The sequence below is a fragment of the Nocardia sp. CWNU-33 genome (assembly GCF_046764895.1).
Classification (GTDB): domain Bacteria; phylum Actinomycetota; class Actinomycetes; order Mycobacteriales; family Mycobacteriaceae; genus Nocardia.
Map to the genome: position 1 here is coordinate 150,342 of NZ_JBKOQN010000010.1, position 15,400 is coordinate 165,741.

The 15,400-nt window shown below is 66.0% G+C and carries 17 protein-coding genes; 11 read left to right on the forward strand and 6 right to left on the reverse strand.

Annotated features, from left to right (window positions below; translation table 11 throughout):
- Window position 1: 1 nt before the first annotated feature.
- Window positions 2–3,538, reverse strand: a complete 3,537-nt coding sequence (locus ACLMAL_RS16270) for a DUF2126 domain-containing protein (RefSeq protein WP_411999817.1) — start codon at window positions 3,536–3,538, stop codon at window positions 2–4.
- A 165-nt stretch (window positions 3,539–3,703) separates the two neighbouring features.
- On the opposite strand from ACLMAL_RS16270, the gene ACLMAL_RS16275 reads away from it, so the two are divergent.
- Both ACLMAL_RS16275 and ACLMAL_RS16280 read left to right on the forward strand, forming a co-directional pair.
- Window positions 3,704–3,913, forward strand: a complete 210-nt coding sequence (locus ACLMAL_RS16275) for a hypothetical protein (protein WP_328408280.1) — start codon at window positions 3,704–3,706, stop codon at window positions 3,911–3,913.
- A 43-nt stretch (window positions 3,914–3,956) separates the two neighbouring features.
- Complete coding sequence (locus ACLMAL_RS16280) at window positions 3,957–4,601, forward strand: hypothetical protein (protein ID WP_328408278.1); 645 nt, start codon at window positions 3,957–3,959, stop codon at window positions 4,599–4,601.
- A gap of 33 nt (window positions 4,602–4,634) precedes the next feature.
- On the opposite strand, the gene ACLMAL_RS16285 is transcribed toward ACLMAL_RS16280, so the two are convergent.
- From ACLMAL_RS16285 to ACLMAL_RS16295, 3 genes are all read right to left on the reverse strand, one after another.
- Window positions 4,635–5,258, reverse strand: a complete 624-nt coding sequence (locus ACLMAL_RS16285) for a LysE family translocator (protein ID WP_328408276.1) — start codon at window positions 5,256–5,258, stop codon at window positions 4,635–4,637.
- Between the two features lie 65 nt (window positions 5,259–5,323).
- A complete protein-coding gene (recR, locus tag ACLMAL_RS16290) occupies window positions 5,324–5,932 on the reverse strand; it encodes a recombination mediator RecR (RefSeq protein WP_328408274.1) in 609 nt (202 codons plus the stop codon).
- Window positions 5,933–5,948: 16 nt separating this feature from the next.
- The gene (locus ACLMAL_RS16295; RefSeq protein ID WP_328408272.1) at window positions 5,949–6,281 is read right to left on the reverse strand and encodes a YbaB/EbfC family nucleoid-associated protein; all 333 of its coding nucleotides are present in this window, start codon (window positions 6,279–6,281) and stop codon (window positions 5,949–5,951) included.
- A 204-nt stretch (window positions 6,282–6,485) separates the two neighbouring features.
- Here ACLMAL_RS16295 and ACLMAL_RS16300 point away from each other — a divergent pair, with 204 nt between their 5' ends.
- Window positions 6,486–7,061 (forward strand): hypothetical protein, encoded by a 576-nt coding sequence (locus ACLMAL_RS16300; protein WP_411999818.1) that lies wholly within the window; start codon window positions 6,486–6,488, stop codon window positions 7,059–7,061.
- Between the two features lie 113 nt (window positions 7,062–7,174).
- Window positions 7,175–7,774: a hypothetical protein gene (locus ACLMAL_RS16305; protein ID WP_411999819.1), complete on the forward strand. Its 600-nt coding sequence runs from the start codon at window positions 7,175–7,177 to the stop codon at window positions 7,772–7,774.
- Window positions 7,775–7,802: 28 nt separating this feature from the next.
- Here ACLMAL_RS16305 and ACLMAL_RS16310 read toward each other — a convergent pair whose 3' ends face one another.
- Window positions 7,803–8,318 (reverse strand): MarR family winged helix-turn-helix transcriptional regulator, encoded by a 516-nt coding sequence (locus ACLMAL_RS16310; RefSeq protein ID WP_411999820.1) that lies wholly within the window; start codon window positions 8,316–8,318, stop codon window positions 7,803–7,805.
- A 67-nt stretch (window positions 8,319–8,385) separates the two neighbouring features.
- On the opposite strand from ACLMAL_RS16310, the gene ACLMAL_RS16315 reads away from it, so the two are divergent.
- The 5 genes from ACLMAL_RS16315 to ACLMAL_RS16335 are packed head-to-tail and all read left to right on the forward strand — an operon-like array spanning window position 8,386 to window position 11,918.
- Window positions 8,386–9,093 carry a hypothetical protein gene (locus ACLMAL_RS16315; protein ID WP_411999821.1) on the forward strand — a complete coding sequence of 236 codons (708 nt, stop codon included), beginning with the start codon at window positions 8,386–8,388 and terminating at the stop codon, window positions 9,091–9,093.
- A 20-nt stretch (window positions 9,094–9,113) separates the two neighbouring features.
- On the forward strand, window positions 9,114–9,932 hold the full coding sequence (locus tag ACLMAL_RS16320) for an SGNH/GDSL hydrolase family protein (protein WP_411999822.1): 819 nt from the start codon (window positions 9,114–9,116) through the stop codon (window positions 9,930–9,932).
- 50 nt (window positions 9,933–9,982) lie between these two features.
- Entirely contained in the window at window positions 9,983–10,687 is a 705-nt protein-coding gene (locus ACLMAL_RS16325; protein WP_411999823.1) for a hypothetical protein, read from the forward strand.
- A 48-nt stretch (window positions 10,688–10,735) separates the two neighbouring features.
- Window positions 10,736–11,551 carry a MerR family transcriptional regulator gene (locus ACLMAL_RS16330; RefSeq protein WP_411999824.1) on the forward strand — a complete coding sequence of 272 codons (816 nt, stop codon included), beginning with the start codon at window positions 10,736–10,738 and terminating at the stop codon, window positions 11,549–11,551.
- 16 nt (window positions 11,552–11,567) lie between these two features.
- Window positions 11,568–11,918, forward strand: coding sequence for a VOC family protein (locus ACLMAL_RS16335; RefSeq protein ID WP_411999825.1), 351 nt, complete (start codon window positions 11,568–11,570; stop codon window positions 11,916–11,918).
- Between the two features lie 49 nt (window positions 11,919–11,967).
- Here the strand turns inward: ACLMAL_RS16335 and ACLMAL_RS16340 are convergent, their stop codons facing one another.
- Window positions 11,968–12,402 (reverse strand): SRPBCC family protein, encoded by a 435-nt coding sequence (locus tag ACLMAL_RS16340; protein ID WP_328408257.1) that lies wholly within the window; start codon window positions 12,400–12,402, stop codon window positions 11,968–11,970.
- Window positions 12,403–12,631: 229 nt separating this feature from the next.
- On the opposite strand from ACLMAL_RS16340, the gene ACLMAL_RS16345 reads away from it, so the two are divergent.
- Window positions 12,632–14,071, forward strand: a complete 1,440-nt coding sequence (locus tag ACLMAL_RS16345) for an FAD-binding oxidoreductase (protein ID WP_411999826.1) — start codon at window positions 12,632–12,634, stop codon at window positions 14,069–14,071.
- Entirely contained in the window at window positions 14,068–15,384 is a 1,317-nt protein-coding gene (locus ACLMAL_RS16350) for a class I SAM-dependent methyltransferase (RefSeq protein ID WP_411999827.1), read from the forward strand. Before ACLMAL_RS16345 ends, ACLMAL_RS16350 begins: the two co-directional genes overlap by 4 nt.
- Window positions 15,385–15,400: the final 16 nt, after the last annotated feature.

Consider the following 15,400-nt stretch of genomic DNA (forward strand, 5'->3'; position numbering starts at 1 on the left):
CCTACCGATTGCTGACCAGTCCCCATACCGTCCTGGCCCGGCGTAGGTCGAGAATGCCCGGCGCACCGATATCGGTGGACTGTGCTGTCATCTTCGCACGTAGTTCCCCTGGATCGACCCGAGCGGTAGTGTGCCCGGCCGCCTCGAAGCGCCGATTGCGGCGCGATTGCGCGGCCACGGCATTCACCGGCGGGTCGTCGTAGGCCATGCCCCCGGGGTGTGCCACGTGGTAGGTGCAGCCACCGCGCGAAAGTCCGGTCTCGGCATCGATCAGGTCGAAAACCAGCGGCGCGTCAACGGTGATCGATGGGTGCAGCGAGTTCGGCGGCTGCCATGCGCGATAGCGCACTCCCGCCACCTGTACATCGGCCTTGTCGGTGGCGAGCAAGGGCACCGGCATGCCGTTGCAGGTCAGCACGAAACGGTCGCGATCGGCGCCGACCACGCGCACCTGCAGCCGCTCCACCGAAGAGTCGACGTAGCGGGCGGTGCCGGTCTCGGCGGTCTGCTCGCCGAGGGTGTTCCACGGTTCGATCGCGCCGCGCAGTTCGATCTCGACAGCACCGAGCACCACGGTGCCGATGCGCGGGAAACGGAATTCGGTGAACGGGTCCAGCCAGCTGGTGTCGAAATCGATGCCGTGCGCGCGCAGATCCGCGGCGACCTCGGCGATATCGGCCATCAAGAAATGCGGAAGCAGGAAGCGGCCGTGCAGATTCGCGCCGTGCCGAATCAGCTTCGCCTGCAAGGGCTGCGACCAGAATCGGGCGACCAGACCGCGCACCAGCAGCGATTGCACCATCGCCATCTGGAAATGCGGCGGCATCTCGAAGCCGCGCAGCTCCACCAATCCCAGCCTGCCCCTGGCGGTTTCGGGACTGTAGAGCTTGTCGATGCAGAATTCGGCGCGGTGGGTGTTGCCGGTCAAGTCGGTGAGCAGATGGCGCAGCGCGCGATCGACGTACCACGGCGAGGCGTCTTTCGGCGCCGACTCTCCACTCAGCCTGGCTATTTCGGCAAAGGCGATCTCTAGCTCGTACAGCGCGTCCTCGCGGCCCTCGTCCACCCGCGGAGCCTGCGAGGTGGGACCGACGAATCGGCCCGCGAACAGATAGGACAGCGCCGGGTGCCGCTGCCAGTAGGTGAGCATGGACACCAGCAGGTCGGGGCGGCGCAGCAGTGGTGACTGCGCGGGCGTCACACCGCCGAGGGTGATGTGGTTCCCGCCGCCGGTGCCGCCGTGGCTGCCGTCGACGTCGAACGATTCGGTGCTCAGTCGCGCCAGTCGCGCCTGCTCGTACAGCGTCGACAACAGCTCGCACTGCTCGGCGAACGACGCCGTGGGCTGCACGTTCACCTCGATCACCCCGGGGTCGGGAGTCACCGACAGGGTGCGCAGCCTGGCATCGACCGGCGGTGGGTAACCCTCCAGCACCACCGGCTGACCGGACGGGCCCAGCGCCGCCGCGGCCGCCTCTACGTGGCGCACCAGATCGAGGAAGTCGTCGAGTTCCGCCAGCGGCGGCAGGAATACGTGCAGCCTGCCGTTGCGCACCTCGCCGACCAGTGCCGTGGTCGGCTCCCAGTCCGGATCTTCGACCACTGCGGGCGGTTCGCTTCGCGGCGCGAGCAGCGGTCCGACGAACAGTGGGTCGCGGTCCGGCGGCGTCCGCGGTGTGCGCCAGGAGATGGAATCCAGCGGTAGCCGCAGCCCGGCCGGAGAATCGCCGTCGGTCAACACAATTCGGCCCTCGGGGTGCTGCGGCGTCGCGCCACGCCGCAAGCGCCAGTCGGCGCTGGCCCACCCGGAACCGTCCTCGCGCCGATACAGCGGCAGCACGTACGCGGCGGGTTCGGTCACCGACGCATCGAGCTTCTCGAGCAGGGCGCGGCGCGCCGGTGCCGAATCCACATCCGGTTCGATGTCCTCCCCCGGCACCACCGGGTCGCCGACCGGCGCGCCGACCACACCGGCCAGCCGTGCCAGCGGATCCTCGAAAGCCGGCCGGACCTGCGTGTCCGGCAGCCCGATGCGCGCGGCGACATGTGCCATCAGCGCGCGCGCCGAATCGCGAGCGGCGGGCACGGGCCGCTGCATGCGCCGAACTGTCGCACGGTCAGTGGACCGATCCGGCTGCCCAGTACCCAGCATCGCCGAAGTGTCGACCATGCCGACGGAATTGTCTTGCAGTGCAGTGTGTTCGGCCATCAGCTCGACACTCGACGCGGCACCTTCGGATGACCAGTCGAGGACCCGCGGTGGCGACCACGGGTCGATGAGCAGGTCGGGGCGGGTACACACCGGCTCGCCGTCGGTGCGCCATGCGACAGCAATCTCCCAGCGGGGCAACGGTTCTCCGGGGTACCACTTGCCCTGCCGGTACTGGACGAGACCGGTCGGAGCGTAGATCCGACGCAGCCGATCAGCCAGATCGATCGCGCGTTCACGCTTGTGCGTGCCGTCGGCGGCGGTGGTCCATTCGGGGCTGGTCTGATCATCGATCGAGACGAAGGTCGGCTCGCCGCCGATGGTCAACCCGACCTTGTCGGCGGTCATCCGCGCGTCGACCGCGGCACCGGATGCGCTGATGCGCTCCCATTGAGATCCGGTGTAGGGCAACGTGACTCGTGGATCCTCGTGGACGCGCCGGACGGTGTTGGCGAAATCCATGGTCGCCTTGGTCCGGCCCGTGGCACCGGTGATCGCAGCCGAGGAAGTCGGATGCGGTGTCGCGGCCAAGGGAATGTGCCCCTCGCCTGCGAAAAGACCCGAGGTCGGGTCGAGCCCGACCCATCCGGCGCCGGGCAGATAGGCCTCGGTCCACGCATGCAGGTCGGTGAAGTCGGCGGGCGGACCCGACGGCCCGTCGAGTGCGGGGACATCCTGGGCCAGCTGCACCAGATATCCGGAGACGAATCGCGCGGCCAGGCCGAGCTCGCGCAGGATGGACACCAGCAGCCAGGCCGAATCGCGGCACGACCCGATCGCGGTGCGCAGCGTGTGGTCGGGTGACTGCACCCCGGGTTCCATCCGGATCGTGTAGCCGACGTCCTGACGCAGCGCCTGATTGATCGCGACAAGAAAGTCGATGGTGCGCGGCTGGTCGCTCGGCACATGGGTGCGCACCCAGTCGCGTACCAACTCGCCGGGTCCCGAACCTCGTCCCGCCTCGTCCACCGGTCGCAGGTACGGCTCCAGATCCGCGAGGAGTTCCCTGCTGTAGCCGAACGGAAAGTGCTCGGCGTAGTCCTCGATGAAGAAATCGAACGGGTTGATCACCTCGAGATCGGCGATCAGCCCGACGGTGATCGACAGCTCGCCGGCCGGGTTCGGAAAAACTAGCCTGGCAAGGAAATTCCCGAAGACATCCTGCTGCCAGTTGCAGAAGTGGTCAGCGGGCGTCACCCGCATCGAGTAGGCGTCGATTCTGGTCCTGGAGTGCGGTGCGGGCCGCAGGCGCACCACGTGGGGATGGATCTCCACGAGCCGGTCGAAAGTGTAGGTGGTCCGGTGTTCGAGCGACACCTTGATGCCCATACAGCAAGTTCACCACACCGTGGCGCGCATGCGGAGGGACATGGATCGCCAGTGTCCGGACAGCCGCGTTCTCGATGCCGTGGCGCGACACGCAGCAGACTTCCCACCGACGCGCCCGCCCGGGTGATATGACCGAATTACGAATCGATCTCGTCTGGAGGTCATATGCGCGCACCCACGTGTCGGTCCTGCGAATCCGCAGTCGACCACTGTCACGGCACCATCATCGTCCACCTCGGCCGGATCGCCGAATGCACCGACGAAGACTGCATCGATCTCGACCACGCCCGGCACGCCTTCGTCATCGACTGCGCCGATATCGCGGGCGGCTGTGCATGCACCGAACCGACCACCCCCGGCACCCGCACCGCTTGAACACGCGGTCGGGCCGTGATAGCCGCCCCGTACCCTGTCCGGGGTGAACTACGACCACGTCTTGTTGCCGTCCGGTGCTGCTTCGACGCTCGCAGAAGTGGACACCTACCTGTCCACCCAGCAGGGTCTTGCCGAGACAGACGTGGTGGCGCTGCTGGCGGCGGAGCTGAATAGACGCAACGCCGAGTTACCCGAGGACGACCATTTCCTCGGCACGGATGCGGTCGGTGGCGCGGCGACCGGTGCGGTGCTGCACGTGCCCTGCCCCTATGACGCGATCGGCTACGTCCGCCAGTTGCTGTTCGCGCTCGCGACACCGCTGAAATACGCGGTCTACGACCCCCAGCTCGCCTGGCTGATCGATCCGGCGGGCAGCGTTCCCGCCGCCGTCACGCACGGTGGGGCGGGCGAATTCCCGTATCTCACGAAAGCAACCGCGCAGCTGTGGGTTTCCGAGCTCGCCCCACCGAACCCGTATCTGATCGTGGAACGCGCCGACCAGGTCTACATGCAGACCTATCGCGACGAATCGGGCACGTTCACCGTCGAGTACCGAGACGGCGCGCCCAACAAGCACTTCGGCACCACGCTCACCGACGCCTCGACCGTCGCCGACCTGATCTGGGAGTGGGCCACCGACGACCGCACTCGCCTGCACACCCTCGCCTGGACCCGAGTCGACCTCTGATCCGAACCCTCGCTGCGGTGACAGGCCTGCGGTTCACTGATTTTGGACGGCAAGCCGGCCCGCGAGAGCGATGAACGAAGCGCCGAAGATGCGCCGCATCCAGGTGACCACCATCGGACGGGAGATGACGTGGTTGCGCACGGCTGCGGCGCACGCGCCGTATACGGCGAATACGACGAACGTCGCGAGCATGAAGATGCCGCTCAGTTCGAGCATGCGCACCAACGCATTCGGCGCTCCGGTCGGCACGAACTGGGGCAGAAAGGCGAAGAAGAAGATCGTCAGCTTCGGGTTGAGGATGTTCAGCAATACCGCCGAGGTGATCACCTGCCGTGCCGACGGCGCGGTGTGCTCACCCGGCGCGTCCTCCGGCACGGCGAGTGCGCCCTTGTCACGGAAGGTGTTCCACGCCATGTACAGCAGGTAGGCGACACCGAGATATTTCAACGTCTGGAACGCGACAGCGCTGGCGTTGAGCAGCGCGGCAAGACCGGTGACCGCGGCGATCATGTGCGGGATGATCCCGAGCGTGCATCCGAAGGCTGCGATCGCACTAGCCCGCGCGCCCCGCGATAGCCCGGCGGCCAGCGTGAAGAGCACCCCGGTGCCGGGAGTGGCGACGATGACGAGCGTGGTCAGCAGAAATTCGATGCTCATCCCCGACACAGTAACCCGCGTCCAGCGCAGCGCAACCCCTGAAAACCACCGCTTGAATCGGTGGGCTACAGCGCGCGACGACCCGACAGCGCGCGGCCGAGCGTCAGCTCGTCCGCGAATTCCAGATCGCCGCCCATCGGCAGCCCGGAGGCGAGGCGGGTCACGCTGAGGCCGGGGAAATCGCGCAGCATCCGCACCAGGTAGGTGGCCGTCGCCTCGCCCTCGGTGTTCGGGTCGGTTGCGATGATCACCTCGGTGACATCGATGCCGTCCTCTTGGTTCCCGATGCGCGCCAACAGCTCCCGAATCCGCAGCTGATCGGGGCCGATGCCGCTGAGCGGATCGAGTGCGCCACCGAGCACGTGATAGCGGCCGCGGAACTCGCGGGTGCGCTCGATGGCCTGCACGTCCTTCGGCTCCTCCACCACGCAGATCATGGTGCGATCGCGGCGCGGATCGGCGCAGATACGGCACATCTCGTTGTCGGAAACCGTGCCGCAGACCACGCAGAACTGCACGCCGTCACGCACCTTCTGCAGGGCGGCCTGCAACCGGTCGATCTCCGGCGGCTCCACCTGCAGAAAGTGAAAGGCTATGCGCTGCGCGCTTTTAGGACCGATGCCCGGCAGCTTGCCGAGTTCATCGATCAGATCCTGAACCGGCCCCTCGTACAACTGCTCCGTCCCCGAATCAGAAGTCCGGCAGACCGGGCAGCGATCCGCCACTCGCCAGGGGACCGAGACGCTGCGACGCCATCTGCTGCGCGTTGGACATCGCGTCGTTGACCGCGCCGATCACCAGGTCCTGCAGCCCCTCGACATCGTCGGGGTCGACGACCTTCGGGTCGATGGTCAGCGAAAGCACCTCACCGGTGGCCTTGATCGTCACCTTGACCAAACCACCGCCGGCCTGACCCTCGACTTCGGTCGCGGCGATCTCGGCCTGAGCCTCCATCACCGCCTGCTGCATCTGCTGCGCCTGGGCGAGTAATTGCTGCATGTCGAACTGACCACCGGGCTGCACGGCTGGTTCCTCTCTGCGGAAAGTATCGCCGTCCAGCCTAGCCCCGATTCGATCATCGCCCCGATCGGCATCGGCGAATGATCGGCCGCCCTGGACCCGGCCGACCGCGGGTCGATAACGGATTGATTGCCATCCCCGGTAGACGATGTTTGCCGGCCTACCATCGAGCATGTCGGGGACTGGTGTGACAGGTCCGGAGACAGCATGTGTACAAACCGGGCACTCCTCTTCGTAGTGCTCGCATTTTCCCTAGGTTTCCCCAGCTTGTTCGGCACTTCCTCGGCAGCAGCGGACGCCGGGGGCGCAGCGGTGTCCGACTATGGCGCGGGATGTTTCCTCGATCCGGGAAACCGGGCGGCGACAGTAGATTCGCTGCGATTTCGCTGTTCCGCCGAACAGCAGGATGCGATCTTCGACGATGCACCACGCGGCGCGGTCCCGATGGGGGTGAAGAACGGCTGGGTGATCCGCCCGATGTCTATACGGTCGTGGGCGCCCGCACTCTGGAACGGCAAGACCTTCTACACCAATCCGGACGGCGGCTACCTGATGAACAGGCTCACCGCCGCCGACATCGAGGCCTGGCCCGCCGATGTCTACACCGCACCCGCGATCCTCGACGGCGGGCCGACTTGGGCGCTGGACTACGCCCCGTCACCGACACCAGAGATCTACGACGAGATCCGCGAGATCACGCCGGGCGTCTGGTTCGGCTACTCATGGCGGCGCGATACGGACCCGCCGACAATGGTGCTGTCCTTCGCCCTCGCGACTCCGTGAACAGCCATTGGCGAGCAGATCTCGACTTGGACACGACCGCCGGTGTTCCCAGCTACCGACCTTTACCCTCGTGCGTGGGGGGAGTCCTGATGAAGTGAGTTCTGGAGACAGCGATGAGTACGAGCCGAGTTCTGCTGAGCGCACTGACGTTGTCGCTAGGACTTCCGAGCCTCTTCCCAGGGGTCTACGCGCCCACTGCCTCGGCAGACTCCAGGAGTACCGACGATTCCACGGTCGTGGCGGCGCGAGACTACGGCGGCGGCTGCGTCCTCTATCCGGACAACCGCGCCGCAACCATCGCTTCGCTGCGCTTGCGCTGCGGGCTCGCCCAGCAGAGCGCCATCTTCCGTGACGCAGCACCGGGGGAAGCCCCGACGGGCATCAAGAACGGCTGGGTACTTCAGCCTGTCTACGCGCAGTCGATCGTCCCCGCAATCTGGATCGGCAAGACCTTTTACACCGGCCCCGACGGCGACTACCTGATGAACAGGATCACCGGTGGGGGCGGCGAGGGCTGGCGCGCGAACGTGTACGCCGCGCCCGCCCTCGCAGATGGGCTGCCGACCTGGGCGTTGAACTACACCCCCTCCCCGACCCCGCCCGTCTACGACGAGATCCGTGAGGTAACCCCAGGCGTCTGGTTCGGCTACTCCTGGTGGCGCGGCTCCACACAGCCCACACTGCTGCTGACCTTCGTCCTCGCGACACCCTGAGCAGATCCGGCTCGGCCCACCTCGGCGCTCATCCGTCCGATGCGCCGCCGGACATGGTCTTGTAACCGGGATGCACGCCGGGAGCCAATCCCTGCCGACCGGCGACGCGCCCGAGCAGGGTGGCAAGTTGTTCGTATTCGTCGTCGTCGAGAACGCCGCACAGATCGTCCTCGTGCACGATGGCCAGTTGCGCCATGCGACCGAGCAGCCGCTCGGCGTCCCCGGTGAGGTACAGCTCGTGATTGCGGCGATCCTTCGCGCTGCGCCGCCGCTCGACCAGCCCTTTCTCGTCCAATTGGTCGATCAGCGTAACCACCCGGCTCGGCACGACGCCGAGATCCGCGGCCAGCGATCGCTGGCTGCGCCCCGGTTGGCTCGCGATCATTCGCAGTAGTCCGACGTCCGGCGGTGTGAGCCCGAGGTCGGCGACCCGTTCGGCGAATCGCTGCGTGGCATGGGCTCCGAGCTGAGCGAGCTGAAACGACACCGCTCGCATCGGCCGTCGCACGCCGTCGCCTCGCCGCACTTGCTCACCCTCGGTCACGGGGCTATCGTACCCATGCCGATATCGTTCACTCGACTGAATGATTCATTAAGGAGAATTGATAGCTGTGTCCGCGCCGCACACCACCAACCCACCGTTGCGACCACCGCAAGAGATCGACCCGCCCCTCGGCCTACTCGGCTCCATGACCGCCGCGTTGTTCATCGCCGGCCTCCTCATCAGCACGTTCCGCGCGGCGGGAAACCCGTTCCCGTCGCCGTTCAGCTCGCCCGACGACGCGCTGACGTACTTCCGCACCTATCCGGACGCAGTGCGCACCGGAGCGGTATTGCAATTCGCCTGCACGATCCCGCTGACGATCTATGTCGCGACGGTGACGACCCGACTGCGCGCGCTGGGCAGACAGGCCCCCGGCATCACCCTCGCGCTGGCGGGCGGAGTGCTTGCGGTGGCCTTCCTCGCATCGTCCGGCCTGGTCACCTGGGTCCTGACCGTGCAAGGGGTCACCGCGGAACCCGCATTGGTCCGCGCGCTGCACAACCTCGCCTTCCTGGTCGGCGGACCCGGCACCGTGGTTTCGACCGGCCTGCTCATCGCGGGCATCGCGATAACAGCGCTGCCCGCACGGCTTTTCGCGTCATGGGTGATCCGGATCGGGCTGGCCATCGCGGTGGCTTCGCTGCTGAGCACGCTCGTTCTGACCTTCCCCGGCGCCGCTTTCCTGCTGCCCATCTCTCGTTTCACCGGACTGGCCTGGCTGATCGCAGTCGGCTTCCTGATCGGCCGTCGCCCGAATCCTTTGTCCAGCAACTGAATTCGATAGGAGAATCACCGATGAATTCCGACATGCTCGAAAAACTGCTGCGCTTCCAACAGCCCGCGAAGTCGCTGCCGTATTTGAACGGCCTCACCGATGAGCAGATCGCCGGATTGTTCACACTCGATGTCGGCGCATACCAGGCTCGCGGTGCCGATTTCACCGCGCGCACCCACCGAACTGCTGCGACGCTGCTCGAAGACCCCGTGATCGCGACCCAGGTCGACCAACTGCCCTTCGCCGCTGGACAGCACGTGGTCGCCATCGGCGAAAGCAGCACGGCGGATCGGCTGTCGTGGTTCGAGATCCTGCGGCAGTTGCTCGCGATCCGACGGCCGAACGACGCGATCAGGTTGACCAACCTGGCCGTGTCCGGATCCACCACAACACAGGCGCTGAGTTCGCTACCGGGACTGGGATTTCACCAGCCGGACTGGGTGCTGTGCCAGCTCGGCGCCAACGATGCCCAGCGAATCGGTGGCCCGGAAGGACCACGACTGGTCAGCATCGCCGAAACCGAGCGCAACTTCGGCTGGCTGCACGAATGTGTATCCCAGCTGACTTCCGCCGAATGGATCTGGCTCACCCCGACGGCGGTGGACGAGGCACGCGTTTCTGCTTTTCTCCACTTCAAACGAGCGCAGATCAGCTGGTCGGCAAAGGACCTCGAGGTAACCGCACAGATCCTTGTGGACCGGCCCGAACCGACGATCGATGTGCTCTCCTGCACGACGCCGACGCCGGACACGCATCTCGAGGACGGCGTCCATCTGACCGATCTCGGCCAGCAGCAGGTCGCCACCGCTGTCGTAGCCGCACTGGCCGATCTCAGCTGAACCGTCCAGCGACCATTCCTCAGTTCCGCAGCATCCGAACGGACTCGACCATGCGATTCAAGAATGTCGTCCTTGCCATCACGCTGGCGTCCAGCGTGCTGCTGGGTTGCCCGGTAGCAGCCACAGCCGACGATCAAACCTCCAGCAGCCCAACCGGTTTCACCGCACGACTCGTCGACGGCGCGGCCATCGTGGAAACCGAAGCCGCGATGTCGGCGCAAGACGGACTGTTCACCATCCGCGCGCGCGATCAGACTCTGCTCGTGGGCGCCGAATTGTCGTTCCGGATAGATGATTTCGTCTTCCCGATCGACGCGCGCATCGACGGCCACACCGCGACCCTCACCCCGCGCCTGGATCTGGACCACGCCGTCTACACGCCTGTCGCACTGCCATTCGAGGACACCGCCGACTTCCGGACCCCCTACCAGCGCGAACAAGCGGCCTGGAACCGCATGATCACCACGATCGCCACCGGCACAATGGTCGGCACGTTGGCGGGCAGCATCGGCGGCGCAGCAGTCGGCTGTGTGCTCGGCGCTGTCGCGGCCGGCACCGTCGCTGCGGCGACCATTGTCGGGCTGTTCGGCGCGTTCCTCCCAGCCGCCGCCGCAGGCTGTCTCGGCGGTGTGCTGGCGGTCGGCGCACTGGGCGCGGTCGCCGGGCAATTGTTCGTCTCCGCTCCGATCGCGATTATGGCCGCCATCCAATACCTCACCACCATCACCGCGCCGATGCCGGAACCGGTGCGATGACACGGGCCGCTTGACTCTCCCCTCACTGGAGGGTGTTCGCTGGAAGCCATGACAGCGACCGTCTCCATCGGGGAGTTCGCCCGGCTGACGTACCTCAGCGTGAAAACGCTGAGGTACTACCACGACATCGAGCTGATCGAGCCCACCGCGGTCGATCCCGGTTCCGGGTATCGGCGGTACTCGACCGATCAGGTCGCGCAGGCTCATTTGATCAGGCGGCTGCGTGAATTGGATATGCCGCTGCCCGAGATCAAGGCCGTGCTCGCCGCCTCCGACGAGGACACCAGAAACGCCGCGCTGCGCGTGCACCTGGCGCGGATGGAGGCCGAACTGCAGCGCACCAAGGACGTGGTCGCCTCACTGCGTTCGCTGCTGACACCCGCCGCACCGCTTGTCGTCGAATACCGTTCGATTCCCGCGATGCCGGTCCTCGCGTTCGTCGACACGGTCACCAGGCCGGCGGTCGGCCCCTGGTGTGATTCGGCCTTTCCACTGCTCTACGAGACGCTGGAGGCGGCGAAGGTGGCGCCGGCCGGTATCGCGGGCGCCACCTACTCGATGGAGTTCTTTGCCGAAGAGGTGGGCGAGGTCGTCGCGTTCGTTCCCGTCCCCGCAGACACCCGGATGATGCTGCCCGAGGAACTCACACTCATCGAGCTGCCCGCCCGCCGGTTCGCGATCGCCGTACACAATGGATCGTTCGATGATGTCGACCGCACCTACGGCGCGCTGGGCAGCTATGTCGCCGAGCACGACAACGCACTGGCCGAACCCGTCCGTGAGCTGTATGTGCTCGGCCCCGACCAGATCGACGACCCTGCGGCTTACCGAACCGAAGTCTGCTGGCCCATCGGCCTGCTCTAGCCAGAGGAGAATCTCGATGACACTCACACTCGGACACATCACGTTCGACTGTCATGATGCCGCCGCGCTTGCGACCTTCTGGTCCGAATTACTCGACAAGCCGGTGGATCCGGAGGCAAACGCGCAGTTCGCGACGGTCGGCATGGGCTCCGGCCCGGCGCCGGTGCTGATGTTCATCCAGGTGCCGGACAAGACGCCCGGCAAGAATGTGATCCATCTCGACTTACACGCCGCCGACTGGCGCGAGCAGATCGATCGGGCAATCGGCCTCGGCGCCGAGCACATCGGCGACTTCGACGAGTTCGGCGCGAAGTGGGCGACACTGGCGGATCCGGAGGGCAACCTCTTCGATATCGGCGCGGCATGATCGACCGACACCGAAGCCCCGGCTTTCGCCAGGGCTTCCAGGTGTTGTGTCAGGCCAGTTCGCGCTGCAAGTTTCCGAGCACCTCGGCCTGAATCTTCTTCAGTCCCAAGGGGGCGAAGATTCCCTCGAAGATACCGGCGACGCCGCCCGCACCCTTCCACGAGGTGCGCAGCGTGACCTGCGAGCCCGTACCGTCGGGCGTCACCGTCCAGGTGTTCACCATCGTCGAGTTCGAATCACGCTCGGTCACCATCGAATCCGACACCGTGACGACGGCATGCACATTGCGGGTGCGCTTCTCGGTGGCCTTCAGTGTCCACTCGGCCACGGTGCCGGCGCCCTTGCCGCCCTCGATGACCTTGTAGTCGCTGTAGTGCGAGGAGAGGATGCGCGGACGCACCGTCTCGTAGTCCGCAATGGCCTCGAGCGCGCGCTGCGGATCCGCCGAGACGGCGATCGAACTACTGGCGCTGACCTGTCCCACAATGAGCTCCCTTGTCCGAATACGGTATAACGACCGCCCTCCATCCTGCCCTGCCCGGCTGCCGGGCCATCGTCCAGGTTCGGCTGCGCCGCCGCGGCCACACTGTTAGGCTCCCGCAAGGCTCATTCCGGGAGGTATTCCCGATGCAACAGATGCGTGACATTTATCCCTCGTCAGCGCCCTTCCGGTGGCTGAGCACCTGGGTGCGTACTAGCGTCGAGGAGTGGCAGTGAGTCTGTTGGGGAAGGCCGGACACGCGCCGGCCACACACGAATCAGGGTTCGCCGCGCATCGAGCGGGAGTCGACCGCCTACTGGCGAGTTACCGCGCGATACCCGACGACGCCAACGTCAGGTTGGCGAAGAAGACATCGAATCTGTTCCGGGCCCGGGCCGAGAATCCCGCACCCGGACTCGATGTTTCCGGTCTGGCCAAGGTCATTGTGGTGGACGCCGCCGCCAAAACCGCCGATGTGGCGGGCATGACCACCTACGAGGATCTAGTCGCTGCCACCCTGCCCTATGGGCTGGCGCCGCTGGTGGTTCCACAACTCAAGACGATCACCCTCGGTGGCGCGGTCACCGGCCTCGGCATCGAGTCCACCTCCTTCCGCAACGGCCTTCCACACGAGTCGGTGCTGGAGATGGACGTGCTGACCGGGGCGGGTGAGATCATCACCGCGACACCGAACGGCGAGAACGCCGATCTGTTCCGCGGCTTCCCGAATTCCTACGGCACGCTCGGCTACACCGTGCGGCTGAAGATCGAGCTGGAGACCGTGCAGCCCTACGTGGCGCTGCGGCACATCCGCTTCCACGACCTGCGGGCGCTGGAAGCCACGCTGGCCGAGATCGTCACCGCGAAGACCTACGACGGTGAACGCGTCGACTATCTCGACGGCGTCGTGTTCACCGCCGAGGAAAGCTACCTGACCCTCGGCCGACAGACCGACGAGCCGGGCCCGGTCAGCGACTACACCGATATGGACATCTACTACCGGTCCATCCAGCACGATTCCGCTCGTCCCAAGCGCGACAGGTTGACCATCCACGACTACCTGTGGCGCTGGGACACCGACTGGTTCTGGTGCTCGCGGGCGTTCGGCGCGCAGAACCCGAAGTACCGCCGGTTCTGGCCGAAGCGCTACCGGCGCAGCAGCTTCTACTGGAAGCTCATCGCGCTCGACCATCGCTACCACATCGGCGACCGGCTGGAGGCCCGCCAGGGCAACCTACCGCGCGAGCGCGTCGTGCAAGATATCGAGGTCCCGGTCGAGCGGACCGCCGATTTCGTCGAGTGGTTCCTGCGCGAGATCCCGATCGAACCGCTGTGGCTGTGCCCGCTGCGGCTGCGCGACACCGGCGCCCAGGCGCGGACCGGTCGGCCGTGGCCGCTGTACCCGCTGGAGCCCAACCGCACCTACGTGAACGTCGGATTCTGGTCGGCTGTTGCGACGGTCGCAGGTCAGCCCGAGGGCGCGGCCAACCGCGCCATCGAGCAGACGGTCACCGAGTTCGACGGTCATAAGTCCCTGTACTCGGATTCGTACTACGGCAAGGATGATTTCGCGGCCCTCTATGGGGGCGAGACGTACACCGAACTGAAGAAGCGCTACGACCCGGACCAGCGACTGCTGGACTTGTACTCGAAGGCGGTGCAACGCAAATGACGACATTCAAGGACCGTTCCGATGTCTTCGCCGATCTGGGAACCAAACTCAGCATTGCTGAGGTCTTCGAAACGCTGCTCGATGGCGAAATTCCCATCCGGTTCACCGCCTACGACGGCAGTGCGACCGGCCCGGAGGACTCGGAGTTCGCGCTCGAGGTGAAGAACCCGCGCGGTATCAATTACCTGGCGACCGCGCCGGGCGATCTCGGTATGGCCCGCGCCTACATCTCTGGTGATATGACCGCCGCCGGCGTGCACCCCGGCGATCCCTACGAGATCCTCAAGGCGATGGACGGGCTGAAGTTCCGCCGCCCCTCGGCATTGGCCCTGGTGACGATCGCCCGCTCGCTCGGCTGGGAGCGGCTGCGACCGATTGCGCCGCCGCCGCAGGAGACCCTGCCGCGCTGGCGCCGGATCGCGCTCGAGGGGCTGCGCCACTCCAAGACTCGCGACGCCGAGGCCATCCACCACCACTACGACGTCTCCAATACCTTCTACGAGTACGTCCTCGGCCCATCGATGACCTACACCTGCGCGGTCTACGAGGACGAGCAGTGGACGCTGGAGCAGGCGCAAGAGAACAAGTACCGCTTGGTGTTCGACAAGCTGCGCCTGAAGACAGGCGACCGGCTGCTCGATATCGGCTGCGGCTGGGGCGGCATGGTCCGCTACGCGGCCAAGCGCGGCGTCAAGGTCATCGGTGCGACGCTCTCGGCCGAGCAGGCCGAATGGGCGCAGCAGAAGATCGCCGAGGAGGGGCTGTCCGAGCTGGCCGAGGTGCGCCACTCCGACTACCGCGACATTCCCGAGGTCGGCTTCGACGCGGTGTCCTCGATCGGGTTGACCGAACACATCGGTGTGCACAACTACCCGTACTACTTCGAGTACATCCAGAGCAAGCTGCGCGACGGCGGCCTGTTCCTGAACCACTCCATCACCCGGCCCGACAACCTGCGCAGCACCAAGGCAGGCGACTTCATCGACCGCTACGTGTTCCCCGACGGTGAGCTGATCGGTTCGGGCCGCATCATTTCCGAGATCCAGAACATCGGGCTCGAGGTGGTGCACGAGGAGAACCTACGCGAGCACTACGCCCTCACCCTGCACGAATGGTGTAAGAATCTGGTCGCCAACTGGGATGCGTGCGTCGAGGAAGTCGGCGAGGGCACCGCAAAGGTGTGGGGCCTGTACATGGCAGGGTGCCGACTCGGCTTCCAGCGCAACGTGGTTCAGCTGCACCAGGTACTCGGCGTCAAGCTCGGCCCCAACGGTGAGTCCGGCTTGCCGCTGCGTCCCTGGTGGCAGGGATAGCACCACGATCGCGCAC

Excerpts from the sequence above, each read along its gene's own strand:
- ACLMAL_RS16270 (WP_411999817.1), bottom strand. The coding sequence starts at position 3,538 with ATGGGCATCAAGGTGTCGCTCGAACACCGGACCACCTACACTTTCGAC.
- ACLMAL_RS16275 (WP_328408280.1), top strand. The coding sequence starts at position 3,704 with ATGCGCGCACCCACGTGTCGGTCCTGCGAATCCGCAGTCGACCACTGT.
- ACLMAL_RS16285 (WP_328408276.1), bottom strand. The coding sequence starts at position 5,258 with ATGAGCATCGAATTTCTGCTGACCACGCTCGTCATCGTCGCCACTCCC.
- ACLMAL_RS16300 (WP_411999818.1), top strand. The coding sequence starts at position 6,486 with ATGTGTACAAACCGGGCACTCCTCTTCGTAGTGCTCGCATTTTCCCTA.
- ACLMAL_RS16305 (WP_411999819.1), top strand. The coding sequence starts at position 7,175 with ATGAGTACGAGCCGAGTTCTGCTGAGCGCACTGACGTTGTCGCTAGGA.
- ACLMAL_RS16320 (WP_411999822.1), top strand. The coding sequence starts at position 9,114 with ATGAATTCCGACATGCTCGAAAAACTGCTGCGCTTCCAACAGCCCGCG.
- ACLMAL_RS16325 (WP_411999823.1), top strand. The coding sequence starts at position 9,983 with ATGCGATTCAAGAATGTCGTCCTTGCCATCACGCTGGCGTCCAGCGTG.
- ACLMAL_RS16330 (WP_411999824.1), top strand. The coding sequence starts at position 10,736 with ATGACAGCGACCGTCTCCATCGGGGAGTTCGCCCGGCTGACGTACCTC.
- ACLMAL_RS16335 (WP_411999825.1), top strand. The coding sequence starts at position 11,568 with ATGACACTCACACTCGGACACATCACGTTCGACTGTCATGATGCCGCC.
- ACLMAL_RS16350 (WP_411999827.1), top strand. The coding sequence starts at position 14,068 with ATGACGACATTCAAGGACCGTTCCGATGTCTTCGCCGATCTGGGAACC.